The organism is Campylobacter sp. JH32, assembly GCF_017846535.1.
GTDB classification, from domain to species: Bacteria; Campylobacterota; Campylobacteria; order Campylobacterales; family Campylobacteraceae; genus Campylobacter_D; species Campylobacter_D coli.
This window is the reverse complement of record NZ_JAEQBS010000005.1, coordinates 37,608-60,641: the sequence shown is the minus strand read 5'-3', so window position 1 is coordinate 60,641 and position 23,034 is coordinate 37,608. Positions and strand designations below refer to the sequence as shown.

24 protein-coding genes are annotated in these 23,034 nt (G+C 32.4%); 5 read left to right on the top strand and 19 right to left on the bottom strand.

Annotated features, from left to right (window positions below):
• Positions 1–3: 3 nt before the first annotated feature.
• Positions 4–639 (bottom strand): bacteriohemerythrin, encoded by a 636-nt coding sequence (locus KAR67_RS04870; RefSeq protein ID WP_002783480.1) that lies wholly within the window; start codon positions 637–639, stop codon positions 4–6.
• Between the two features lie 323 nt (positions 640–962).
• Between KAR67_RS04870 and mutY the strand changes: the two genes are divergently transcribed.
• Positions 963–1,982 carry an A/G-specific adenine glycosylase gene (mutY, locus tag KAR67_RS04865; protein WP_004284483.1) on the top strand — a complete coding sequence of 340 codons (1,020 nt, stop codon included), beginning with the start codon at positions 963–965 and terminating at the stop codon, positions 1,980–1,982.
• Here the strand turns inward: mutY and KAR67_RS04860 are convergent.
• Entirely contained in the window at positions 1,968–3,230 is a 1,263-nt protein-coding gene (locus KAR67_RS04860; RefSeq protein ID WP_002781389.1) for an MFS transporter, read from the bottom strand. The genes mutY and KAR67_RS04860 overlap by 15 nt on opposite strands.
• A 169-nt stretch (positions 3,231–3,399) precedes the next feature.
• On the opposite strand from KAR67_RS04860, the gene KAR67_RS04855 reads away from it, so the two are divergent.
• Positions 3,400–4,257, top strand: coding sequence for an SPASM domain-containing protein (locus tag KAR67_RS04855; protein ID WP_002781398.1), 858 nt, complete (start codon positions 3,400–3,402; stop codon positions 4,255–4,257).
• Here the strand turns inward: KAR67_RS04855 and KAR67_RS04850 are convergent.
• The 4 genes from KAR67_RS04850 to KAR67_RS04835 are packed head-to-tail and all read right to left on the bottom strand — an operon-like array spanning position 4,254 to position 8,908.
• A complete protein-coding gene (locus tag KAR67_RS04850; protein WP_002781400.1) occupies positions 4,254–5,060 on the bottom strand; it encodes an ABC transporter substrate-binding protein in 807 nt (268 codons plus the stop codon). The two genes, KAR67_RS04855 and KAR67_RS04850, sit on opposite strands and share 4 nt — an antisense overlap.
• Positions 5,057–5,833, bottom strand: a complete 777-nt coding sequence (locus KAR67_RS04845) for an ABC transporter ATP-binding protein (RefSeq protein WP_072216330.1) — start codon at positions 5,831–5,833, stop codon at positions 5,057–5,059. The genes KAR67_RS04850 and KAR67_RS04845 overlap by 4 nt, the downstream gene beginning before the upstream one ends.
• Complete coding sequence (locus KAR67_RS04840) at positions 5,833–6,819, bottom strand: iron ABC transporter permease (RefSeq protein ID WP_002779522.1); 987 nt, start codon at positions 6,817–6,819, stop codon at positions 5,833–5,835. The genes KAR67_RS04845 and KAR67_RS04840 overlap by 1 nt, the downstream gene beginning before the upstream one ends.
• The gene (locus tag KAR67_RS04835; RefSeq protein ID WP_162284581.1) at positions 6,794–8,908 is read right to left on the bottom strand and encodes a TonB-dependent receptor; all 2,115 of its coding nucleotides are present in this window, start codon (positions 8,906–8,908) and stop codon (positions 6,794–6,796) included. Before KAR67_RS04835 ends, KAR67_RS04840 begins: the two co-directional genes overlap by 26 nt.
• Before the next feature lie 203 nt (positions 8,909–9,111).
• Between KAR67_RS04835 and KAR67_RS04830 the strand changes: the two genes are divergently transcribed.
• Positions 9,112–9,867 carry a HugZ family heme oxygenase gene (locus KAR67_RS04830; RefSeq protein WP_002779524.1) on the top strand — a complete coding sequence of 252 codons (756 nt, stop codon included), beginning with the start codon at positions 9,112–9,114 and terminating at the stop codon, positions 9,865–9,867.
• 30 nt (positions 9,868–9,897) lie between these two features.
• Here KAR67_RS04830 and prfA read toward each other — a convergent pair whose 3' ends face one another.
• The 6 genes from prfA to KAR67_RS04800 all read right to left on the bottom strand — a co-directional run bounded on the left by prfA (position 9,898) and on the right by KAR67_RS04800 (position 14,969).
• Positions 9,898–10,965, bottom strand: coding sequence for a peptide chain release factor 1 (gene prfA / locus KAR67_RS04825; RefSeq protein ID WP_170876399.1), 1,068 nt, complete (start codon positions 10,963–10,965; stop codon positions 9,898–9,900).
• 16 nt (positions 10,966–10,981) lie between these two features.
• Positions 10,982–11,245, bottom strand: coding sequence for a 30S ribosomal protein S20 (gene rpsT / locus KAR67_RS04820; protein WP_002779526.1), 264 nt, complete (start codon positions 11,243–11,245; stop codon positions 10,982–10,984).
• Positions 11,246–11,321: 76 nt separating this feature from the next.
• The gene (locus KAR67_RS04815; RefSeq protein WP_002788587.1) at positions 11,322–11,822 is read right to left on the bottom strand and encodes a phosphatidylglycerophosphatase A; all 501 of its coding nucleotides are present in this window, start codon (positions 11,820–11,822) and stop codon (positions 11,322–11,324) included.
• Between the two features lie 9 nt (positions 11,823–11,831).
• Entirely contained in the window at positions 11,832–12,992 is a 1,161-nt protein-coding gene (locus tag KAR67_RS04810) for a sulfate adenylyltransferase (protein ID WP_002781410.1), read from the bottom strand.
• On the bottom strand, positions 12,970–13,857 hold the full coding sequence (locus KAR67_RS04805; protein WP_002779529.1) for a response regulator: 888 nt from the start codon (positions 13,855–13,857) through the stop codon (positions 12,970–12,972). The genes KAR67_RS04810 and KAR67_RS04805 overlap by 23 nt, the downstream gene beginning before the upstream one ends.
• Positions 13,854–14,969 (bottom strand): bifunctional 2-C-methyl-D-erythritol 4-phosphate cytidylyltransferase/2-C-methyl-D-erythritol 2,4-cyclodiphosphate synthase, encoded by a 1,116-nt coding sequence (locus KAR67_RS04800; protein ID WP_002779530.1) that lies wholly within the window; start codon positions 14,967–14,969, stop codon positions 13,854–13,856. Before KAR67_RS04800 ends, KAR67_RS04805 begins: the two co-directional genes overlap by 4 nt.
• A gap of 119 nt (positions 14,970–15,088) precedes the next feature.
• Here KAR67_RS04800 and KAR67_RS04795 point away from each other — a divergent pair, with 119 nt between their 5' ends.
• A complete protein-coding gene (locus KAR67_RS04795) occupies positions 15,089–16,195 on the top strand; it encodes an Mrp/NBP35 family ATP-binding protein (protein WP_002779531.1) in 1,107 nt (368 codons plus the stop codon).
• A gap of 21 nt (positions 16,196–16,216) precedes the next feature.
• On the top strand, positions 16,217–17,377 hold the full coding sequence (locus KAR67_RS04790; protein WP_025443272.1) for a 2,3,4,5-tetrahydropyridine-2,6-carboxylate N-succinyltransferase: 1,161 nt from the start codon (positions 16,217–16,219) through the stop codon (positions 17,375–17,377).
• Between the two features lie 57 nt (positions 17,378–17,434).
• Here KAR67_RS04790 and KAR67_RS04785 read toward each other — a convergent pair whose 3' ends face one another.
• Genes KAR67_RS04785 through hisD form a run of 7 tightly spaced genes read right to left on the bottom strand, consistent with a single transcriptional unit; the run spans position 17,435 to position 23,031 of the window.
• Positions 17,435–18,001 (bottom strand): hypothetical protein, encoded by a 567-nt coding sequence (locus tag KAR67_RS04785; RefSeq protein ID WP_002789753.1) that lies wholly within the window; start codon positions 17,999–18,001, stop codon positions 17,435–17,437.
• A gap of 1 nt (position 18,002) precedes the next feature.
• Entirely contained in the window at positions 18,003–18,626 is a 624-nt protein-coding gene (gene hisIE, locus KAR67_RS04780; protein WP_002779534.1) for a bifunctional phosphoribosyl-AMP cyclohydrolase/phosphoribosyl-ATP diphosphatase HisIE, read from the bottom strand.
• A gap of 2 nt (positions 18,627–18,628) precedes the next feature.
• Positions 18,629–19,396, bottom strand: a complete 768-nt coding sequence (gene hisF, locus KAR67_RS04775; protein WP_002779535.1) for an imidazole glycerol phosphate synthase subunit HisF — start codon at positions 19,394–19,396, stop codon at positions 18,629–18,631.
• Positions 19,378–20,106, bottom strand: a complete 729-nt coding sequence (hisA, locus tag KAR67_RS04770) for a 1-(5-phosphoribosyl)-5-[(5-phosphoribosylamino)methylideneamino]imidazole-4-carboxamide isomerase (RefSeq protein ID WP_002779536.1) — start codon at positions 20,104–20,106, stop codon at positions 19,378–19,380. The genes hisF and hisA overlap by 19 nt, the downstream gene beginning before the upstream one ends.
• A complete protein-coding gene (gene hisH / locus KAR67_RS04765; RefSeq protein ID WP_002830994.1) occupies positions 20,103–20,690 on the bottom strand; it encodes an imidazole glycerol phosphate synthase subunit HisH in 588 nt (195 codons plus the stop codon). The genes hisA and hisH overlap by 4 nt, the downstream gene beginning before the upstream one ends.
• Entirely contained in the window at positions 20,687–21,748 is a 1,062-nt protein-coding gene (gene hisB / locus KAR67_RS04760; RefSeq protein WP_002781423.1) for a bifunctional histidinol-phosphatase/imidazoleglycerol-phosphate dehydratase HisB, read from the bottom strand. Before hisB ends, hisH begins: the two co-directional genes overlap by 4 nt.
• Positions 21,745–23,031, bottom strand: coding sequence for a histidinol dehydrogenase (gene hisD / locus KAR67_RS04755; protein ID WP_002779539.1), 1,287 nt, complete (start codon positions 23,029–23,031; stop codon positions 21,745–21,747). Before hisD ends, hisB begins: the two co-directional genes overlap by 4 nt.
• Positions 23,032–23,034 lie beyond the last annotated feature (3 nt).

Genomic DNA, 23,034 nt, shown 5'->3' with positions numbered 1-23,034 from the left:
GCTTTATCCCTTATAAGTTTTTTCTTGGCTTCTAATAAAAAATAAAAGCTCTTGACATTTTTTACATCTCATAACCTTGCCTTCATTGGTAATACTTTCATGCTCTTTAAAGCTTAACCTATGATCTATCTTGCAAGGACAAGAATAGATAAATTCGAAATTTTCCTCCTGTGTTAGGGTTTGTTTTGGTGGCAAATCGTTTAACTCAAGTGCTTTATTTTCATCTTTTTTTAAATTCTCATTTACCCAAGCAATAATCATAACATCATGGCTTAAAATATGCCTAGAAAGCCATTTTGACATGATAGAGTATAGTTTTTCTTTTAAATCATTTGTAGATTTTATATTTTGTATCAATTGAAACATTTCATGTATGATATTTTTATGCATTTGTTTGTGCTCGTAAAGGCGTGGATATTGAATTTCTTGCATAAATTCTTCCTCATCATGAAAATGTTCTTTCATATAAGCAAAGAGTTCGGTTAAAATTTCTTTTAATTCATCGCGCTTAACAAATTTAAAAACCGCATTTTCAACTTGTGCTGCAGGTTCGAAGAGTCTTTGGTGTTGGGTATCGATTTTTTGATGGTTGATATTATAGCGTTCATCCCAAAGGGGAATTAGCTTATGATGATCCATTGATTTAACCCTTTAAATGCGTTTAAAAATACTGATTTAAATAATTATAACAAAGAATATAATTTTGAAAATTAAAAATGTATTTTAAATATTTTATTCTAAATTAAAGCTTTGAAAATAACTATATTTCCTTACTTTTTTATTTTTTATTTGAATTTATATTTAAGTTGTGTTTATTTTTGCATTTTTATTATTTGTAGCTTTGTATTGTATGTAAAATGGGATTTTTATATAAATTGATAAAATGATTTTTGATTTTAATTATTAAAATATCACTATAATACATTATAAATTTTTATGCAATTTTTGTTATACTCTAACCCATGCAAAAACAAATGATTCAAAATTTACAAGATAAATTACTTCTTTGGTATGATAAAAATGGACGCAAAAATTTGCCGTGGCGCAATTTAGAAAGTAAAGATTGTGATGAAAGATTAAAAGATATTGATAGAGCTTATGGAGTTTATATCAGTGAAATTATGCTCCAGCAAACTCAGGTAAAATCAGTTTTAGAGAAGTTTTATTTTCCTTTTTTGCAAAAATTTCCTACCTTACAAAGTTTAGCTAAGGCAAACGAAGATGAGCTTTTAAAGGCTTGGCAGGGGCTTGGGTATTACACTCGTGCTAGAAATTTAAAAAAAGCAGCTTTAGAGTGTGTGGATAAATTTGAAGGCAAATTACCCAAAAAACTTGATGAATTAAAAAATTTAAGTGGTATAGGAACTTATACCGCAGGAGCCATTGCTTGTTTTGCTTATGATCAAAAAGTTTCTTTTGTAGATGGCAATATACGCCGTGTGCTTTCACGCCTTTTTGCCTTGGAAAATCCGAAAATGAGTGAGCTTGAAAGAAAGGCTAAGGAGCTTTTAAATTTGGCAGATGCTTTTAATCACAACCAAGCCTTACTTGATATAGGTGCTTTAATATGTGTGAGTAAAAATGCAAAATGTGGAATTTGCCCCTTGTATGATTTTTGCCAAGGAAAATTCAATACAGAGCTTTATCCTGGAATTAAAAAAACATCTTATGAGAATGCAAACTTAAGTCTTTTTGTATTTGAATGGGATAAAAAATTTGCTATACAAAAAAGTCAAGATAAGCTTTATAAGGGTATGTATAATTTTCCTTTTTTTAAGAAAGAGGAAGGCGAAATTTTTAAAAATATGAAATTGTTAGGAGAGTTTAAACATCATTATACAAAGTATAAATTAAATATTAAAGTTTATCATCAAATTTTAAAAGAGGAAAATAAAAATTATCAATTTAAAAGCTTAAAAGAATTAGAAAGTACCGCACTTTCGATACTTTCTTTAAAGGCTTTAAGATTAATTAAGCTCTGATTTTTTAGGCAGGCACAAAGTTGCTATAAACATAAGCAGAGTAAGCACGGCGATATAAACAAAAAAGCCATTTTCTATTCCTGCATTTTTAAATTGTAAAGCCACCCAAGGTGCAGATCCTCCAAAGATGGCATTAGATATCGCATAACCCAAGCCTGTGCCTAAGGCTCTTACATGTTCAGGGAAAAGTTTGGCTTTAAAAATTCCAGCCACTGAAGTATAAAAACTTAGAATAATAAATAAAAGCACCACTAAGATAAACACTAAAGAAGCATTGCTTTGAGCATTGCTTGATATAAGATTGAAAATAGGATAAATTCCTACAAAAGCTAAGATACAAAAGATGATTAAGGATCGCTTATGTCCTATCTTATCGCCGATATATCCAAAAAGCGGTTGTATAATCATAAGTATAAATAAAGCACCTAAAAAGAGATTATTAACCAGTGTTTTATCCATACCTGAATTTTCCATAAAAGTTTTGGTATAGGTAGTGATAGTATAAAATGCCAAAGATCCACCTGCAGTGATACCAAGTACCATTAAAAATTGTTTCCAAGAGCTTGTAAATAAAGCTTTGAGTGTCCCTCTATCCTCATGTTTGTGAATTTGTGTCGCGCTTTCATTCATCACTTTGCGCACAAGAAGAGAGCCAAGGGCTAAAATTCCACCCACAACAAAAAGTATTCTCCAAGCATAATCTTTCATTTCATCAATGCTAAAAAAGAAAAGCATTATACTAATACTAGCTACTGCTAAAAGCTGTCCGCCTATGAGGGTTACGTATTGGAAAGAAGAGTAAAAACCCCGCTTGCCTTCTGTGGCAAGTTCGGAAAGATAGGTCGCTGCTATGCCGTATTCCCCACCTACACTTAGTCCCTGTATGAGTCTTGCAAGTAAAAGCAAGATAATAGCAAAATCCCCCACCACATCTTTACTAGGTAAAGCTGCTATCATAAAAGAGCCTAAAGCCATTAAAACCACAGATACAACCATGGATTTTTTACGACCCACTTTATCAGCTAAAGAACCAAAAAGCCAAGAGCCTATAGGACGCATAAAAAAGCCCGCAGCAAAGACTCCAAAAGCATTGATTTGCTGCACGATAGGATTATCAGAGGTTGAAAAAGTATGAGCAAAATAAGTTGCTGTAAAAGCATAAATATAAAAATCAAACCATTCTACCAAATTTCCGCTACTTGCAGCTACAATAGAACGGATTTTTTTCGCTCGAGTAAGTTCTTGCATAAAATTTCCTTCATTTTAAAGTTTTAATTTTTTCAAGTATAATGTGGATTTTATTTAAAAGTTTTGAAAATATATAAAATAATTAAAAAATATATAAAAATATGTATAAAATGTTACTTATTTTAATCTATTTTTTAAAATATTGCTAAAAAATACTCTTGGATACATAATGAAATTTAAAAAATTATACATAGAATTAAGCGATATTTGCGGTTTAAAATGTGATTTTTGTCCCTCAAAAAAAGCCTTGCGTGGAGTGATGAGTGTAGAAAATTTTTCCAAACTTGCAAGGCAAATTTGGGATAAAAGCGAAATTTTTACCTTTCATCTTTTGGGAGATCCTTTGCTTTTAAATAATTTAGAAGAATATCTACAAATTGCTAAAAATCATCAAATGAAATTAGAAATTACCACAAGTGGTTTTTATTTTAGTCCTAAAAATTCTAAATTGTTATTAAAATACGACAATATCCATCAAATCAATATCTCTTTAATGGCCTTTTTAAGTCAAAGCAAACTTTCTTTAGAGCAATATTTTAAGCCTATTTTAGAGTTTTGCAAAGAGCATTTAGAGTATAAAAAATCAAGCTTTATCAATCTTAGACTTTGGAATTTAGATACTAACTTTAAAGCCCCTAGCGAAAATTTGCCCATTTATGAATTTTTAAGTAAAGAATTTGGGGTTCGAATTCTTACACACTTGGCTAAAAATCGTCTTCAAAGGCATATTTTGCTTCATCAAAACAAGCTTTTTAAATGGCCAAGTTTAAAAGATAAGCCCCTTTATACTCAAGGAAAATGCCATGCTTTAAAAGAGCAAATAGGCATTTTAAGTGATGGCACGCTCGTGCCTTGTTGTTTGGATACTAAAGGCGATATATCTTTGGGTAATGTTTTTAATGCTGAATTTAAGAGCCTTCTTGAGTCCAAACGCATTCAAGAAATCAAAAAGGCCTTTGAAGAAAATAAGCGTATAGAAAAGCTTTGTCAAAGCTGTGAATTTTTTAAAACAAGATTGAGCGATTAAAAATTTTGATTTTCTAATCTTGTTTTAAATTCTTTAATTCTATCTATGATTTTTGGGCTTAAGCGTAACAATATATGAGTGTTTTCATTGTGATAAATTTGTCCCATTTGAGCTGCCTTTGTATTTTTTAACAAAGCATTAGCATTTAAAATGTTGCCATCTGCATTAATGCCTAAGATCAACAAATCAGGATTTTGTTTTAGGATGTATTCTGCTGAGATTATAGGGCGTGCTATTTCACTTTGAGGACTTAGGTTTTTAATGCCTATGAGTCTTAATATATCCGCTATTAAAGAATTATCATTAAAGGCCATGAGTGGATTACTAGAATAAAGGTAAATTCCGCTTTTATTTAAGGGATTTTTTTGCAATTCTTGTAATCCTTGTTCAAATTCTTCTAAAAGTTTTTTGCCTTGCTCTTCTTTGTCTGTGAGTTTTGCAAGAATTTGGATATTGCTTTTGATTTCATCAAGGCGTTGGGCTTTTAAATTGATACTTTTGATTCCAAAGTTTTTAAGCCCTTCTTCTAAATTTAAAGAATACGAGCTTAATATCACTAAGCTTGGCTTTAGGGCAACTATTTTTTCAAGAGAAGGGTGTGAAAAAGTTCCTACGCTAGTTATTTTTGAAGTTTTTTCTTCAGGGTAGATATTTGAGTGTTGCAAATTTGCAATACCTACGATTTGATCTTGTGCATTTAGCATAAAAAGTGTTTCTATACTTGCAGGATCAAGCACTACAATGCGTTCTTTGGCATTAAGTAGGGTTAAAAATAAACTCATAATGATTAAAATTTTTTTCATATTTTTTCCTTTAAGGCTAAGATATAAGGTTTTAAGTCTTTATAGACAATCTCGCAATTTAAATTATAAATTTCTTTTAGAATTTCTTTGGTAAAAAGCTCTTTTGTACTTCCAAAATACTTTATTTCTCCTTCTTTTAAAAACAATACCTTATCACAAAACATAGAGGCTAAATTTAAATCATGCAAAATCGCTACAACTGCGATATTGTTCTGCTTTATCAATCTTTCGCAAAGGCTTAAAAGCTCGATAGCATGGTTTAAATCAAGTGCTGAAGTGGGTTCATCTAAAAAAAGAATTTTGGGTTTTTTAAGCAAGGCTCTTGCTAAAAGCACTCTTTGAAATTCTCCACCACTTAAAGAAAGCATATTTCTTTCTAAAAAGTTTTCCAATTTTAAAGTTTTTGCAAATTTTTCAACTTCTAAAATATCTTCTTTAGAATAATCACAAAAAGCATGTTTTAAATTTGTAAATTTGCTCATTAAAAGCACATCAATAACTTTTAAGGGCGTATTTAAACCCGAATTTTGAGGCACAAAACCGCAAAGTTGTGCAAATTCTTTAAGGGCAAAGTTTTTTATATTGGTATTAAAAAGCGATATTTCGCCCTTACTTATATTTAAATTTTTTAGTATAAGCTTTAAAAGTGTGCTTTTACCCGAGCCATTAGGCCCTAAAATACCTATAAAAGCTTTATTTTGAAGCTCTAAATTGATATTTTTTAACAATTCTTTTTTATGATAGCTAAAACTTAAATTTTGTATCTTTAATATCATAAAAATCTCCTAGCACTTAAAGCCAAATATAAAAATACAGGAGCTCCAAAGAATGCGGTTAAAACCCCTATAGGAATTTGCACAGGGGCTATTAGAGTCCTTGCTAGAGTATCACAAATGAGTAAAAAAAGCCCTCCAAAAGCGGTACAAAAAGGAATAACCAAAGCATTGTCATAATTTCTAAGCAAGAGTCTTACGGTATGAGGGATTATAAGTCCTACAAAGGCTATGAGTCCTGTAAAAGCTACCGCAAAAGAAACTGCCAAAGAAGAAACTATCAAAAGATTGATTTTTAATTTTTGGGCATCAACTCCTAAATTTCTTGCCTCATCATCCCCGCTTAAAATGATATTTAATTCATTTTTATGCGCGTAAAAATACATAAGACAAAAAATCAAAGGCAAAATCAAAATTCCTATACGAAACCAAGAAGCTGAACCTATATTTCCCATAAGCCAAGCAACTATTTTAAAAGAATCTTCCCCTATAAGATAGGTAAAAAACGAGGTAAAAGCTCCTAGAAAAGATGAGGCAGCAATGCCTATGATGAGTAAAGTAGCTATGGAAGCTTTTGAAGATACTTTAAAGATCGCTAATGAAAAAATAGCAGAACAAATAAAGCCTAAAATTCCATAATAATAATCAGGCAGTTTTAACAAATACGCTAAAACAGATCCAAAGGTTGCTGCTGAAGCTATACCTATGATATAAGGATCTGCTATGGGGTTTGAAAATACATTTTGCGTTACTGCTCCACTGCTAGCTAAAAGCATACCGATTAAAATAGCCATTATAATACGAGGCAAACGCCCATCGATGATGATTTGACGCAAAATTTCATTTTCACCAAAAGCATAGGAGAGAAGTTCTTTAGGGCTTAAATTTTCATCTCCTAAGCAAAGTGCGATGATACAGGTGATTATATAGGCTAAAAAAAGCCCTATAATCACTAGATTTTTAGAACGCATATTTAAATTCAACATAGTAATTTCTACCATTTCCGGCTAGATATTGATCATTTGTGCTGTCTTGATAAGTGTAATATTGCTTATCAAAAAGATTGCGAATGCCTGCTAGAATTTGTAAATTTCTATAATTATAATTTACACCAATATCAGTTAAAAAATAATCCTTAATCCAAGAATTTCTAGACATCTTTCCTGTATTTTCGTCAACAACCCCGCCATCTTTTGCTCTTGAAAAATAGCTTAGATCTATATAGCTTGATAAATTTTTATTCCAAGCGTATTCTACTCCGGCTGTGGCTTTGATTTTTGAAACATAAGGAATTCTAAGTCCGTCATTAACACCTTTAGAAATTTGAGCATCAAGATAGCTTAGGCTTTCTTTGAGGATTAAGCTATCATTGAATAAAAATTGATGAAGGTTTAATTCCGCTCCTAAACGACGCGTTTGGTCGATATTATAATATTTCCAAAATGCTCCTCCTGTGGAGTGTGGATTTCCAAGATAAGAAATTTCATCCTTGCTTAGAGTGTAAAATAAAGTCAAATTAAAGCCATAAAAATCCCACCAAAAATCATTAATCCCAAGTTCGAAAGTATCAAAAATTTCAGGATCTAAATTGGCAGTGTAATATTTTTGAGTTGCTTGATCTTTGTTAACAAGTTGTGCAGGAGTTGGAGAGATGAAACCTCTTTCGTATTTAGCATATATATTTCCAGTATCAGAATATTTGAAATTTGGAGTGATTTCAAAGGCAAAGTTATTGCTTGTATCATCAGCGTCAAAAAGCTCTGGATTACTTGGTCGTTGTGTACCGCCCATTATCATTTTACTTGTGTAACTTCTGTGGGTATCATAAAGACTGTATTCGTATCTTGCACCACCTGAAATACTAAAAATATCATTAAATTGATGAGAGTCTAGAGCAAAAACAGAATGGCTTTGTTTATTCATATCCATTAGAGTTGTCATGGTATGACTCATTTGAAATGTTGGAGTGTTTACATTATAATGAACTATGCTTGTTCTTTTGGCATCATGATTTGCAAACTCATAGCCAAAGATAAAATAAGAATCATCTTTGTAATTGATTTTATTTTTTAAATTTATACCCGTAAGCGTATCTTCAAAACCGCTACCGGTTTGATAAGCTATGGTGCCCATCATTGGAATTTCATCTTTTAGATATCTTATTTTTTGATTTTGCCAAAATGCTCCGAGTTGAATTTCGTATAAATCACTAAAATAATGATGATAATCTAAAGCAATTTCAGGTCTATTGATTTGAGTGATATTATCACCACTTCCTTTTTGGGTCGGATCACTTTGAATTTGTGCTTTTGTAAGATAGCCACTGCTTGTATTTTTGCTTTCAAAATAATTATAATTTAGGGATAAATCACTATTATCGCTAGTATTTAGATAGGCTTTTGTATTGACAAAATAGCCTTTTTCATTATAACCCTCTTGATAGCCATCGCGGTTAAAGCCTTGTATATCAAAACCAAATGTTAGATAATTATTGATTTTTTTAGCCCCATAAACGCCTAAATTTCCACCTAAATTTCCATGATCGTAACTACTGCCTTTAAGACTTAGAGCAAAAGCATCGGATTTTTCTTTTTTTGTAATGATATTAATCACACCCCCTCTAGTGCCACTTCCATAAAGCACAGAGCCTCCCCCTGGTATGATTTCTATGCGTTCTATATTGTTTAAATTGACACTTTCTAAAGGAGTTACGCCATGAGAATTATCAAGCACATTAATAGCATTTCCATTTACCATAACTTTCACAGCTATATTGGACTTGCTTCCTTGTCCACGCATATCGATATTGCGTCCTAGTCCAAAATTTACAAAACTAATGCCTGAAATTCTTTCTAAGGCTTGTTCTAAGGTATTAAATCCTCTTTTTTCTAAGTCTTTACCATCGATAACAATTACATTACGCAAGTTATTGTCTGCATCTTGTTCAAATCCTGTTGCACTTACAACAACTTTTTGCATTTGAATGGCTTTATCATTCAATTCTTGTGCATTGATACCAGTGCTTAGTAAAAATACTAGTAAAGATAGCTTTAAAACTCTTTTGCTTGGATTCAAATTTTTACTCCTTTTAAATAAAATAAATAATGATAATATATATCATAATATTTGAAGAGAAAATTTATCTTTTATAAGCTTAAATTAGAATAAATTTTTGAAAATTAAACGATTTTAATCTTTTTAAGTAATTTTTAATTTGATAATTGATACCATTTTTAACTTATATTTTGTTCTATAAATTTAAAGAAAGGATAAAGATAATGAGTTTTGAAAGTATTATTTCTCATATGAACGATCATCATCAATCCAATTTGATCGATCTTTGTAAAAAATTTGGGGCAGTGAAGGATCCTAAGGGAGTAAGATTGGTCGGAGTTGATTTTGAGGGCTTGGATATAGCTTATAATGATAAAGAAAATTTACGCATAGAATTTCCTAAAAAAGCAAACGAAGAAACCCTTAAAGATGCTATTATCGAACTTTGTATGAGTGCAAAGACTAAAAAAGATCTTAGCGGAGTGGCAAGAGAAGCAAAAGAGTTTATGTTGAGTTTTAATTCGGTTTCTTTAGCGACTTTAAGTGCAGATAAAGAGGTGGTTTGTTCTTATGCACCGTTTGTAAATACTCCATGGGGAAATTATATTTATATCAGTGAAGTAAGCGAGCATTTTAATAATATCAAAGAAAATCCAAACAATATAGAAATAATGTTTTTAGAGGATGAAAGCAAGGCAGCTTCTGTTATACTTCGTAAAAGATTGCGTTATAAGGTTAAGGCTAGTTTTATCGAGCGTGGGGAAGTGTTTGATAAAATTTATGATGAATTTGAAAAACAAACAGGCGGCGAAGGCGGAATAAAAACCATACGCAATATGCTTGATTTCCATCTTGTAAAACTTGAATTTCAAAAGGGTCGTTTTGTAAAAGGTTTTGGACAAGCTTATGATATAGAAAATGAAAATGTAACCCATGTTGGTGCAAATAGCAGCCCGCACAAATTCCCGCATAAACACTAATCATTAGTCTTGTTTTCAAGACTAATGAAACTATAAATTTTGCTCTTGTAATGATTCTGCTTGATAATGTGCTATCAAAGGTTCGATAACTTCATCAAAAAGCCCATCTTGTAAAATAGCATCTAAACGATATAGGGTAAGATTGATGCGATGGTCGCTGATACGATTTTGTGGAAAATTATAAGTGCGTACGCGCTCACTTCTATCGCCGCTTCCTACTTGGGATTTTCTTGCTTCGCTTTCTTGAGCCAAACGCTCGCTTTCTTGCATTTCGTAAAGTCTTGCTTTTAAGACTTTCATAGCACTTTCTTTATTTTTATGCTGGCTTTTTCCATCTTGATTGACTACAACTATACCTGTAGGAAGGTGAGTGATCCTCACAGCAGAATCTGTAGTATTTACACTTTGCCCCCCGTGTCCTGAAGAGCGCATAACATCTATTTTAAGATCATTGGGATTGATTTCTATCTCTATATCGTCTACTTCAGGCATAACCGCTATAGTTATAGCAGAAGTGTGTATGCGTCCTTGAGATTCGGTTTGTGGAACGCGTTGAACGCGATGTGTTCCACCCTCATATTTAAGTCTTGAGAAAGCTCCTGCACCTTTAACTAGCATGATAATTTCTTTAAAACCGCCCACACTTCCTTCGCTAGAACTAACGATTTCAAGTTTATAGCCACGATTTTCAGCATATCTTGTATAGGCTTTAACAAGATCGCCTACAAATAAAGAAGCTTCATCTCCGCCTGTTCCTGCACGAATTTCAAGAAAAATATTTCTTTCATCATTCGGATCTTTGGGTAATAGCAAAATTTTAAGCTCTTCTTCGAGTTTGGGTTTTAATTCTTCTAAATTTTTTAACTCTTCTTTTGCAAGTTCTCCAAGCTCAGCATCATTAAGCAAAGTTTTGTTTTCTTCTATGCTATCTAGAGTTTTTAGGTATTCTTTAGCTTTTAAGACGATGGGTTCTAAATTCTTTTGCTCTTTAGAAAGCGCAGTCATTTTACTGATATCACTGATGATATCAGAACTACTAAGAAGAGAATTTAACTCTTCAAAGCGTTTTAAAAAAGGATCTAGTTTACTAGCTAACATTAAAAATTATGAAAGATTATGCAATTTTATTTACTAGAAGAGCTAGGCGACTTACACGACGAGACGCTGTTTGTTTTTTAAGAAAGCCACGACTTACCATAGCGTGAATGCTTTTGTTTGCAATTTTTAAAGCTTCATTAGCAGCGTTTTTATCGTTTTTAGCAGCAGCTTCTCTTACGGCTTTAGTGATGTTTTTAAGTCTTGTTCTATAAAATCTATTTCTTTCTGTTTTTTTGATAGTTTGTCTTGCTCTTTTTTCAGCAGATTTGTGGTTTGCCATTTATTTTCCTTTTTTGAAATTAAAGACTAAATTATATAAGAATAAAATTTAAAAATATATTAATTTAAGCAAAATTTCAAAATAAATTTATCAAGCCTTTATCCCAAAAGACTAAATCAAATTTAAGCAAAAAACCATAAATCACTGCACTTAAAAGCCCTGCAAACAATCCTGCTAGCATATCATCTAGCATAACACCCAATCCACCTTTGGTTTTTTTATCGATTTTTCCTATGATAGAAGGCTTTGTGATATCAAAGATGCGAAAAAACACGAAGGCCATAAAAAAATTCAGTAAAGAATTAGCGCCGCTTGCAGCGATGGCACACGCTAGAAAAACTCCTGCAACTTCATCAATTACTATATGTTTATCATCGTGAATCCCTGTTTTTCTTTCATAATCATCAATCACTCTTATACTAGCAATAAAAATTAAAATGCTGAGTAAAAATAAGGTAGTGATTCCTAGATATTTTAATATAAAAAAAGCAGGAATTAAAGCTGCTAAAGTTCCAAAAGTCCCCGGTGCTTTTTTTGCACACCCTGAATAAAAAAAAGTTAAAAAAAGTTTTTGCATTGTTTCCTTTCAAACCATATAAGACATTTGATGAGTTTCTAAAAGCTTTTGATAAAATTCTTCATCGCTTTTGTATTCTAAAATTCCATCTGTTGCAAAAAGATCATTATAGATTTTTTGCAAATTCTTAAATCGATTAGGAAAAATAGAAGATAAGATAATACTTGAAACTTCTTTTCGCATAAAAACAGCAGGAGGCACAATACCTGCTCTTAACAATTCTTTTAAGGATTGAGAATTATAATGTAAATGATGATGGCATCCATGAGGGCAAGATCGAGTACTTACTATCATACGACATGCATCGCAAAATACAAATTCAGGCAAAACAATCACTTCTATATCATAATCTTTAGAAAAATCATCCAGTATGGTTTTAGGCTGATTATCATCATAAAACATTCCAAGTCCTGTGTGATTTTGCCCTACGACAAGTTTGGTACATCCAAGACTCTTAGCCAAAATGCTTTCTAAGCTAGGATTTAAATGAGCATGGAAAAGATTGATATCTTTAAGTGGGAAGATAAAAATTCTATCCGGTGGCAAATAATTTTGAATAAATTTTTTCAAATAATTTTGCTTCAAATCAAAATCAAAGCCATTGGCATCAAAAGATTCTACAAGAAAAACAACAACCAAATCCGCCTTATCTATAGTCCAGCGAAACATTCTTTCATGCGCTCTATGCAAAGGATCAAAGCTTGAAACTATAGCGGTAATTTTATGAGCATTAAGATTTTCTTTGGTTTTATGAAATTCTTCTTTGATTTTTTGGATTGTGGAATTATAAATTTCTATCTCTCCACCGATACAAATTTCACCCATATCATCTAAAGAGCAGGTGTGTGGGCTAAAGATATTGGAAAAATTTTTATCATTTTTAAATTTACTTTTAAGCGTGATATTTCCTACTATTTCATCATCAAGAATGAGGTCGATTTTACTTCCTATGCGAATATCTTTAATAAATTCTTCTGAAACTTTTGGAGCAAAGGATAGAGGATAAGGAAAGCTTTCGTTGTTGGATTTGCCCGTTTTAAAAATTTGTTTTGTCTCATGTTCATCCATTAAATGAGTACAACTGCCAAGCAAACCCTCTTTGATAAGAGAAAGAATGCCTAGTTCGTTTTTGTCTATGATAATGCTTTTATTTTTTTTTGCTGATTTCATATTTTTTCCTTTTCTCCCATAAAGACTTACGAGAAATTCCTAATTTCTTTGAAAGATCTGTATCAGGAAAGACATTTTGATAATTTAAAATAATATATTTAACATATTCATCTATGGTTAAAATTTGATTACTATCGATATTTTTTTCATTATCACTAAGATTGATGCACGGAAGCTCTAAATCTTCTATATTTGAATTAGTATGTAAAATAACTGATTTGTTTTTGATAAATTCAAGCAATTTTTCACGCTCTAGTGGTTTTAAAACTTGAAAATTACTCAAGAATAAAAGATTGTTTTCCGTTGGAAGTTTCATCGCTTTTTCTACTGAATTACTCACAGATAGATCAACATAAGAAAGGGTGATATCGTATTCGTTGATATAATTAAATACAAAGGCATCAGCTGAGCTTTGTTTGTTGGATTTTAAAACAACAGGAAGTTTTAGTTTTTTATAGTTGTATTCTGGAATTTTAACTGTTTGAAGTCTTGATTTAATATAGCTTTTATAAGCTTTATTAAGAATGGAGAGCTTTTTAAAATCTTGATAATGTTTGATTTTTCGTATCAATTCTTCTATCATAAAAGGTTTTTGTATATAATCGCACGCACCAAGTTTTAAAGGATTTGAAACTGTGTCTGTGCTGATATAAGAAATAAGTAAAATAATAATGCTATGTTTAAATTCCGTAACCGCTTTTAAAAAATTACTAGTATTAGTAGAAAGTAAAACAATATCATAATATTTTTCAGGGTTACGCTCATCAAAAGAATTGATAATTTCGCAACTATAACCCACATCACTAAGCTTAATACTTATGCTTTGAGCTAGATAAATTTCATTTTCTATAATTAAAACTTTCATATTTTCGTCCAATCAAAATATTTTAAATTTGCGCTTGCTAAAACAGCCATACCTTCTTTACGCCCTATAAAACCTAGCTTTTCAGTAGTGGTAGCTTTGATATTTACTCTAAATTCATCGACATTAAGAGTATTTGCTATATTTTGAGCTATGGCTTCTTTAAAATCTTTAAGTTTTGGAGTTTGTGCCATCACGCAAATATCTATATTGACAAGTTCAAAGCCAAACTCCTTAACTCTTTTATATGCTTCTTTTAAAAGATTCATAGAATTTGCATTTTTAAATTTTTCATCCGTATCAGGAAAAAGTTCGCCTATATCTCCTAGACAGGCAGCACCCAAAATCGCATCGGTTAAAGAGTGAGCTAAAACATCTCCATCACTGTGTGCTTTTAAGCCCATAGTAGGATGAATTTCAACTCCACCTAAAAGCAAGGGGCGTTCTTCTCCAAATTCATGAACATCAAAACCATTTCCGCAAAAGATTTCATTACTTGGTCGAGGTAAATCAAGCTTTTTAAGATCTTCTTTAAAGGTTATTTTTCTAGTATTTTCCTCACCCTCAACAAACCAAATTTTTCCACCCACTGCAGATATAGCTGTGCTATCATCTGTGAAATCTAAATTTTGATTTAAGGCTTGTTTGAGTAAGCGAGTGCGTGAAATTTGAGGAGTTTGAATGAGTTTGATTTTTTCTCTTTGCAAGGCTTCATTTTCAAAAAGCGTGGTATCTGCGACTTTTAAAGCCGGAGTGATACAATCAGCTTTATCTAAATTTTCAATCAAACGATCAAACAAGCTTTTACTTACTAAAACTCTTGCTACATCACTTACCATTACAAATTCACTGTCTATGATTTCTAGGGCTTTTTTTAAGGATTCTGCCCTAGTGGCACCACCTTCAACAAATTCATAATTTCTAGCAAATTTTTTCATATAAGAAGTATTACTAGAAGTAACAACTATTTTTTTAAAAGGATAAAAAGTGCTTAAATTTCGCGTAGCATAAAGCCATAAAGGATCGTCGCCAAGGCGTAGAAATTGTTTTTTTACCCCCATATCAAAGCGAGTAGAATTTCCAGCTGCTAGCATAATCAAGCTAAGATTAGCCATTTTTTCCCTTTGCTATAATATTAATTTTATATATAATGTTACCATATTATACACTTATAAAAAGCTAAATTTTATCATTTTATTAGTAAAATTGATTTTTTAAAAATTAAGGAAAAGAGATGAAAGAGCAAATTTTAGAGAAATTAAAAAGTGTAAAATATCCAGGTTTTGATAAGGATATAGTGAGTTTTAATTTTGTAAAAGATATAAAAACCGAAAATGAGAATGTTATCGTTGAGCTTGAAATTGTTTCATCAAATCCGCAAGTAAGCGAAGAATTACGCAAAAATATTGATGAGGCTTTAGCTTCTTTAAATTTAAAGAATTTACAAATTCATATCATTACTCCAAAAATTCCTGAAGAAAAAAGCAATTCAAGAAGTGGTAAAAATATCGCACCTCAAGTAAAAAATTTCATCATGGTTTCAAGCGGAAAGGGCGGAGTAGGTAAGTCTACAACCACTGTAAATTTAGCTATTTCTATGGCTAAAATGGGAAAAAGAGTAGGGATTTTAGATGCAGATATTTATGGGCCAAATATCCCAAGGATGTTAGGTGAAACTAAAACTCAACCTGAAGTAGTAGGACAAAGATTAAAGCCGATTTTAAGTCATGGTGTTTATATGATGAGTATGGGGGTTTTAATCGAAGAGGGTCAAGGGCTTATGTGGCGTGGAGCTATGATCATGAAAGCTATCGAGCAATTACTTGCAGATGTGATTTGGCCTGAACTTGATGTATTGTTTTTAGATATGCCTCCAGGAACAGGAGATGCGCAAATTACTTCAGCACAAAGCATTCCAATTACTGCGGGTGTTTGTGTAAGTACCCCACAAACCGTTTCTTTAGATGATAGCAAAAGAGCTTTAGATATGTTTAACAAACTTCACATTCCAATCGCTGGCGTGATAGAAAATATGAGTGGCTTTTTATGTCCTGATAATGGCAAAGAGTATGATATTTTTGGTAAAGGAACAGCTGAAGATATGGCAAAAGCTTATAAGAGTGAAGTTTTAGCACAAATTCCTATAGAGATGATAGTAAGAGAGGGTGGAGATGAAGGAAAACCTGTGAGTTTTTATCATCCTGAAAGTGTAAGTGCAAAGCGTTATTTAATGGCAGCTGAAAAAATTTGGCAATTTATAGAAAAAATCAATAATGAAGGCGGTGCGGATAATTCTGCAATCCAACCTGTGATGAATGGAAAAAGTGCTTGTTCGCATTAAAATTTTGAAGGAGAAAAAATGATTATTAATACTAAAGAAGATTTTTTACTTTTAATCAAACAAATTGAACAAAAAAATGGATATAGAAAACCTAAAGCTTTTGGTATAGCAAGACTTGATCGTGGTCAGCTTAATAAAAATAAAATTTTACAAGCCAGTTTTGCTTTGGTAAATTATGAGCAAAATTTTGGTTCTGCGGCGATTATGCTTGAAGCTTTTATGCAAAGGGGTGTTGAGATTGATTTTGAAGCAAGCGAATTTGTACAAATTCTTAAGCTTGAGGATATCGATTATGCGCTTGCTTGCTTTAAACCTTTTTTAGAAGAAGAGGGACATAAAAATATCGATATTTTAAAGATTATCAAAGATAAATTTAAAGATGACGAATTTGCTTTTGTATGTCTTTTTGAAGATAAAGAGCCTTTGAGTGTGGAAAGTGTTTATTTGAAACTTTATTTGCTTTCTACTAAAAAAGTTCCTTTAAGAAGTTTAAATTTAAATGGAGCTTTTGGACTTTTAAGCAATGTAGCTTGGAGTGATGATAAGCCTATCGAGCTTGAGTATTTAAGAGAAAATGAAATGCGTTTAAAAATGAGCAATCAATATCCAAAAATTGATTTTGTAGATAAATTCCCAAGATTTTTAGCACATATCATTCCTGAAGATAATACAAGAATTCTAGAAAGCTCTAAAGTAAGAATGGGTGCATCTTTGGCTGCAGGTACTACAATCATGCCAGGTGCAAGCTATGTGAATTTTAACGCAGGAACAACAGGGGCTTGTATGGTTGAAGGGCGTATAAGTTCAAGTGCTATCGTAGGTGAAGGCTCTGATGTGGGCGGTGGTGCTTCTATTTTAGGTGTTTTAAGCGGAACAAGTGGAAATGCTATAAGTGTAGGTAAAGCTTGTCTTTTAGGAGCAAATTCAGTAACAGGAATTCCTTTGGGTGATAATTGTATCGTAGATGCGGGAATTGCAGTGCTTGAAGGAACGAAATTTTTACTTAAAGATCGTGAGGAGCTTGCTAAACTTAATCCTTATTTTGATTTTAGCAAAGAGATTTATAAGGGCATCGAGCTTAAAGGCTTAAATGGGCTTCATTTCCGTCAAGATTCTATCAGCGGAGCGATGATAGTAAGTTTAAATAAAAAAGCGATCAAGCTTAACGAAGCTTTGCATTAATTTACCCTAGATTATCGACAAAAGCCTAATTTTAGGCTTTTTTGTCCATATTTTTCATTAAAATATAAAATTCAAAGGCCTTTTATAAGAAGGGATATTATAAAATTTACCTAAAAAATCGTAATTGTCAAAAATATAAAGTTGATAATAAAGGCAAAAAAAGATATAAGCTAAACCTGCACAAATACCTAGTAATGTAGTTATTATAAAAATAAGTTTTTTCCAAGTAAAATAAGAAATTTTCTTAAAACAAAAATAAATAAATTTAAAAACAAAGACAAAACTAAACAACACGCATAGCAAAGGCACTAAAGCTAAATGCCCATCTAAAGGCAAGGTAAGCAAGAAAAACACACAAAGGCTAAAAGCAATCCCAAAATAAAAAGTATTTATAAAATCTAAACTTTCTATCCTTGAAATAACTTTTTTCCACACTAAAAATAAAGGGATATGAATTACTAAAAGATAAAAATAATAAATACCTGCTCGTTTAAAAATTTCCATGTTTGTATGAAAACCTAACATTGGCACTTCAGATATATATTTTCTATGCATTAAGATGAAAAACATCATTAATGCAGGGTAGATAAAAAAGATCAAAAAGCCTAAAATGATATTTTTCAATTTATTCTTTATGTCTTTCTTTAAGCTTAGCGATGACATCTGAAAAACTTAAATTTGCATCTGCGAGTAAAACACTTAAATGATACATCAAATCAGCCGCCTCGCAAATAAGCTCATCTTTATCTTTAACAGTCGCTGCTAAGGCAGTTTCCACACCTTCTTCGCCGACTTTTTGTGCGATGCGTTTTGTTCCTTTTTTAAAAAGCTTTGCAGTATAGGAAGTGTTTTCATCCGCATTTTTACGTGAATTTATAAGTTTTTCTAATCTTGCTAAAAAGACAAAATCTGCATTTTTTGATACATTTTCAAAGCAAGAGATATTGCCTATATGGCAAGTAGCTCCTATAGGATCAACCAAAATCAAAAGTGTATCATTATCACAATCAAGGCTTAAATCAACGATATTTAAAAAATTTCCACTTTCTTCACCCTTCATCCAAAGGCGATTTTTAGTACGCGAAAAAAATACGACTTTTTTACTTTCTAAGCTTTTTTCTAAAGCTTTTTCATCCATAAAACCTAGCATTAAAACTTCACAGCTTTTTGCATCTTGTATTATGACAGGGATAAGCCCATTTACTTTTTGCCAATTGATTTTTTCATTTAAATTTTGGAAATTTTGCATTTTTATATCCTTATACTTACACCTCGGGTTTTTAAGTAGTTTTTTAATTCTTTAATATCAATGATTTGTTGATGAAAAACAGAAGCTGCTAAAGCCCCATCCACTCCTATTTCAAAGGCTTCTAAAAAGTGTTCCATCTTACCAGCTCCACCGCTTGCGATCAAAGGTACTTTGCATTCTTTTTTTACAAGGCTTAATTGTTCTAAATCATATCCATTTTTAACACCATCTTGATTCATCATATTTAGCACTATCTCTCCAGCGCCCAAATCCTGTACTTCCTTAATCCACTCGATCGTATTTTTCCCGCTATGTTTACTCGTGTTTTCATCACCTGTGTATTTGAAAACCTTTAAATTTCCATTTTCATCTTTAAAGCTATCAATGCCCACTACAACACATTGTACCCCAAAACTTTTGGCCAAACGAGTGATAAGATTTGGATCGTTTAAAGCAGGGGAGTTGATAGAAATTTTATCCGCTCCATTGGCTAAGAGTTCGGCTGCATCTTCTTCACTTTTAATGCCGCCTGCTACACAAAAAGGGATATTGATATTTTTAGCCACTTCGCTTACCCATTCTCTTGAAATGCGTTCTTTTCTAGCACTTGCAGCAATATCATAAAACACAAGCTCATCGATCCCACTTTGAGAATAACGCTTTGCAAGCTCTACGATATCTCCCATATCTTTATGATTTTTAAACTGTGTTCCTTTTACTACTCTACCATCTTTTACATCTAAACATGCAATTATGCGTTTTGTAAGCATTTTATCCCTTCTTCTACGCTAAAAACTCCATCTAATAAAGCTTTTCCTACGATAACCCCACTACAAATACCCTTTAGTTTTTTAAGATCTTCTAAACTCGCTACACCTCCACTTGCTTGAGTGTGAATTTTAGGAAAGTTTTTATGGATGAGTGCGTAAAGTTCAGCATTGCTTCCTTGCATGGTGCCATCTCTTGAAATATCGGTGCAAAGTATGTGTTTTAGGCCTTTGATATTATAAAATTCCAAAACCTCTAAAAGTCTTTTATCGCTCGTATCTTGCCAAGCGTTAATAGCTATCATATAATCTTCTTTTAAAATCGTATCAAGCGCTAAAACGATAGCTTCGCTTCCAAAATGTTGCAAAATTTCAACACAAAGCGTAGGATTTGTAATTGCCAAAGAGCCGATCACTACACGCTTTACTCCACAATCAAGCAAAGCTTGTATCTCTTCTTTGGTGCGAATTCCACCGCCTACTTGCAAATTAACACTGACTTCATTTGTTAATTTTTCTATTAAAGCAAGTTGTCTTTTATTTGGATCTTTAGCTCCGCTTAAATCCACTAAATGAAGCCAAGTTGCTCCCGCGTTTTCATATTCTCTAAATTTTTCTAAAGGATCGTATTTGTATACTTTTTTTTGTTCATAATCACCTTTAACAAGGCGCACTACTTGTCCATCGATCAAATCAAGTGCAGGGATTATCATGCTATATCCTTAATGAAATTTGATATTAAAATTTCCCCCGCTTCTCCGCTTCTTTCAGGGTGAAATTGTACGCCATAAAAATTATCTTTTGCTAAACTTGCGCTAAATTTTACCCCATAATCACTTGTAGCTATGGTATCGTCATTTAATGCTACATGATAACTGTGTACAAAATAAAAATAAGCCCCATTTAAACCCTTAAAAAGTGGGTGTGAGCTTGCAACTTCATTCCACCCCATGTGCGGTAAAGAATACTCTTTTGGAAGTTCAAATTTTTGAGTTTTAAAAGGTATAATGCCTAGAGTTTCTTGATCTAGTTCTTCTGAAAAATCCCCTAAAATTTGCATTCCTAGGCAAATTCCAAGTAAGGGTTTTTTGGTATTTTTGATAAAATTTGTTAGATTAAAGCTTTCTAAATTGCTCATTGCTTTTGCTGCTGTTCCAACTCCTGGTAAAAAAAGCTTATCCGCATTTTCTAAATCTTTTAAATCTCTACTGATTTTAGCATTAAAGCCTAGTCTATCAAGACAAAATTTCAAAGATGCCAAATTTGCACATGCTGTATCGATGATGATCAGTTTCATATTACCCCTTTAGAGCTGGCTAAATTTTCACTTTCAATTTTTACAGCCATTTTTAAGGCTTTTGCAAAAGCTTTAAAAAGCCCTTCGGCTTTGTGATGATCGTTTTTACCTTTAACCTTTAAGTGTAAACTCACTCCCATTGAGTAGCTTAGCGAGTAAAAAAAGTGTTCTATCATTTCAGTACTTAATTCGCCTAATTTTTCCTTTTTAAATTTGGCTTTATAAACCAAATGCGGACGGTTGCAAAAATCGATCGCACAACTTGCCAAACACTCATCCATAGGCAAGACAAAGCCATATCTTGTGATGCCTATCTTATCTCCTAAAGCTTGTTTTATGGCACTTCCTAAAGCTAAAGCAACATCTTCAACGCTATGATGCTCATCAATTTCTAAATCGCCCTTGCAAGAAATTTCAAGTCCTATGCCCCCATGTACTGCGATTTGCTCAAGCATATGATCGAAAAAAGGAACTCCTGTATTAATAGCAATCTTTCCGCCATTTAAACATACTTTTACATGGATATTGGTTTCTTTAGTGATACGCGAAATGCTTGCGGTGCGAAAGGAATTTAAGATCTCTTCTTCTATCTCTTTCCAAGTCAAATTCTCGCTGTATTTTAACCCACGAACACCCAAATTTGAAGCTAGGATCATATCAGTATCTCGATCACCGATCACAAAGCTTTGTTCTTTATTGTAAAGATTGTGCTTGATATACTCATCTAAAAGGGCGGTTTTTGGCTTTCTACACTCGCAATTTTCATTTTCAAAATGTGGACAAATGAAAATGTCTTTAAATTCTATACCACAGCTTTGTAAAATATCCAACATTTTTTGATGTGCTATTTCAAAATCTTCTTTAGGAAAGCTTTGAGTTCCAAGGCCATCTTGATTAGAAACAAGCACAAATTTAAAGCCAAAATTTTTAAGTTTTAAAAGAGTAGGGATAGCACCTTTTTCAAAACGAAGTTTTTCAAGGCTATCGATTTGAAAATCGCTCTTTGGTTCTTCTATGATGGTGCCATCTCTATCGATAAAAAGGATTTTTTCACTCATTTTAGACTTTCTAAGCGAAAAGTTACTGCATTTTTATGTGCGTCTAAATGTTCATTTGCAGCTAAAATTTCAACACTTTTTCCTAAATTTAAAAAGCCTTCTTTGCTAAGTTCTTGTACGCTCATTCTTTTACTAAAATCAGCTAAACCCAAGCTAGAATGCGTTTTAGTAAGTCCATAAGTTGGCAAGACATGATTTGTTCCGCTTGCGTAATCACCCATGGATTCTGGACTTAACTCACCTAAAAATACAGATCCAGCGTGTTTGACTTTATCTAAAAGTTCGCGAGGATTTTGTGTTTGTATGATTAAGTGCTCAGGTGCGTAAAGATTTGAGATTAAAAGAGCTTCATCTAAGTTTTTTGCAATGATGATTTTAGAATTTGCAATGCTTTTAGACGCTAATTCTTTTCTTGGTAAATTTTCAAGTTGGCGGCTTACTTCATCACTCGCACCTTGTGCAAATTCTTTGCTTAAGCATACTAAAATCACTTGAGAATCTGCGCCGTGTTCAGCTTGTGAAAGCAAGTCGCTTGCTACAAATTTAACATTTGCTTTCTCATCTGCTATGACTAAAACTTCACTAGGTCCAGCTTGCATATCTATAGCAGCTCCGTTTATATCACTACTTACTTGGCGTTTAGCTTCGGTAACAAAGGCATTGCCTGGCCCAAAGATTTTATCTACTTTTAAAACGCTTTTGGTTCCATAAGCTAGTGCTGCTATGGCTCCTGCACCACCCATTTGATAAATTTCATCTACTCCGCAAAGCTTGGCGCAAAAAAGTGTGGCATCGTTTATTTTAGCAGGGCTTGCCAAAACGATTTTTTCACATTGAGCTATTTTTGCAGGAATTGCTAGCATTAAAACCGTTGAAAATAAAGGCGCCAAACCCCCTGGTATATAAAGTCCTACTTTTTCAATAGGGCGTGTTAAAACTTCGCATTTTACACCCTTGGTGGTTTCAATGGCTATTTCTTTTGGAATTTGTGCTTCGTGGAATTTTTTGATATTTTCATAAGCGATTAAAATCGCTTCTTTTAAGTCTTTATCCAAGCGTAAGCTTGCGTTTTCAAGCTCTTCTTCACTTACTTTAATGCTTGAAATTTGGGCTTTGTCAAATTTTAAAGCTTGTTCTATCAAAGCTTCATCGCCTTTTTCTCTAACTTCTTTGATGATAGAGCTCACTATCTGTGAAATTTCATCTTTTGCTGCTATTGCAGGGCGTTTTAATACTTCTTGTTTTTGTTTTTCGTCTAATTCGTTAAAATTTATTATTTGCATTTT

What these genes read in the sequence shown, in the direction of transcription:
- KAR67_RS04795 (WP_002779531.1), top strand. Translation starts at nt 15,089, where the DNA reads ATGAAAGAGCAAATTTTAGAGAAATTAAAAAGTGTAAAATATCCAGGT.
- hisB (WP_002781423.1), bottom strand. Translation starts at nt 21,748, where the DNA reads ATGAGTGAAAAAATCCTTTTTATCGATAGAGATGGCACCATCATAGAA.
- KAR67_RS04800 (WP_002779530.1), bottom strand. Translation starts at nt 14,969, where the DNA reads ATGGCTAATCTTAGCTTGATTATGCTAGCAGCTGGAAATTCTACTCGC.
- hisD (WP_002779539.1), bottom strand. Translation starts at nt 23,031, where the DNA reads ATGCAAATAATAAATTTTAACGAATTAGACGAAAAACAAAAACAAGAA.
- KAR67_RS04860 (WP_002781389.1), bottom strand. Translation starts at nt 3,230, where the DNA reads ATGCAAGAACTTACTCGAGCGAAAAAAATCCGTTCTATTGTAGCTGCA.
- KAR67_RS04840 (WP_002779522.1), bottom strand. Translation starts at nt 6,819, where the DNA reads ATGTTGAATTTAAATATGCGTTCTAAAAATCTAGTGATTATAGGGCTT.
- hisA (WP_002779536.1), bottom strand. Translation starts at nt 20,106, where the DNA reads ATGATAATCCCTGCACTTGATTTGATCGATGGACAAGTAGTGCGCCTT.
- hisIE (WP_002779534.1), bottom strand. Translation starts at nt 18,626, where the DNA reads ATGCAAAATTTCCAAAATTTAAATGAAAAAATCAATTGGCAAAAAGTA.
- KAR67_RS04805 (WP_002779529.1), bottom strand. Translation starts at nt 13,857, where the DNA reads ATGAAAGTTTTAATTATAGAAAATGAAATTTATCTAGCTCAAAGCATA.
- KAR67_RS04810 (WP_002781410.1), bottom strand. Translation starts at nt 12,992, where the DNA reads ATGAAATCAGCAAAAAAAAATAAAAGCATTATCATAGACAAAAACGAA.
- hisF (WP_002779535.1), bottom strand. Translation starts at nt 19,396, where the DNA reads ATGCTTACAAAACGCATAATTGCATGTTTAGATGTAAAAGATGGTAGA.
- KAR67_RS04850 (WP_002781400.1), bottom strand. Translation starts at nt 5,060, where the DNA reads ATGAAAAAAATTTTAATCATTATGAGTTTATTTTTAACCCTACTTAAT.
- KAR67_RS04830 (WP_002779524.1), top strand. Translation starts at nt 9,112, where the DNA reads ATGAGTTTTGAAAGTATTATTTCTCATATGAACGATCATCATCAATCC.
- prfA (WP_170876399.1), bottom strand. Translation starts at nt 10,965, where the DNA reads ATGTTAGCTAGTAAACTAGATCCTTTTTTAAAACGCTTTGAAGAGTTA.
- KAR67_RS04855 (WP_002781398.1), top strand. Translation starts at nt 3,400, where the DNA reads ATGAAATTTAAAAAATTATACATAGAATTAAGCGATATTTGCGGTTTA.
- rpsT (WP_002779526.1), bottom strand. Translation starts at nt 11,245, where the DNA reads ATGGCAAACCACAAATCTGCTGAAAAAAGAGCAAGACAAACTATCAAA.
- hisH (WP_002830994.1), bottom strand. Translation starts at nt 20,690, where the DNA reads ATGAAACTGATCATCATCGATACAGCATGTGCAAATTTGGCATCTTTG.
- mutY (WP_004284483.1), top strand. Translation starts at nt 963, where the DNA reads ATGCAAAAACAAATGATTCAAAATTTACAAGATAAATTACTTCTTTGG.
- KAR67_RS04870 (WP_002783480.1), bottom strand. Translation starts at nt 639, where the DNA reads ATGGATCATCATAAGCTAATTCCCCTTTGGGATGAACGCTATAATATC.
- KAR67_RS04815 (WP_002788587.1), bottom strand. Translation starts at nt 11,822, where the DNA reads ATGCAAAAACTTTTTTTAACTTTTTTTTATTCAGGGTGTGCAAAAAAA.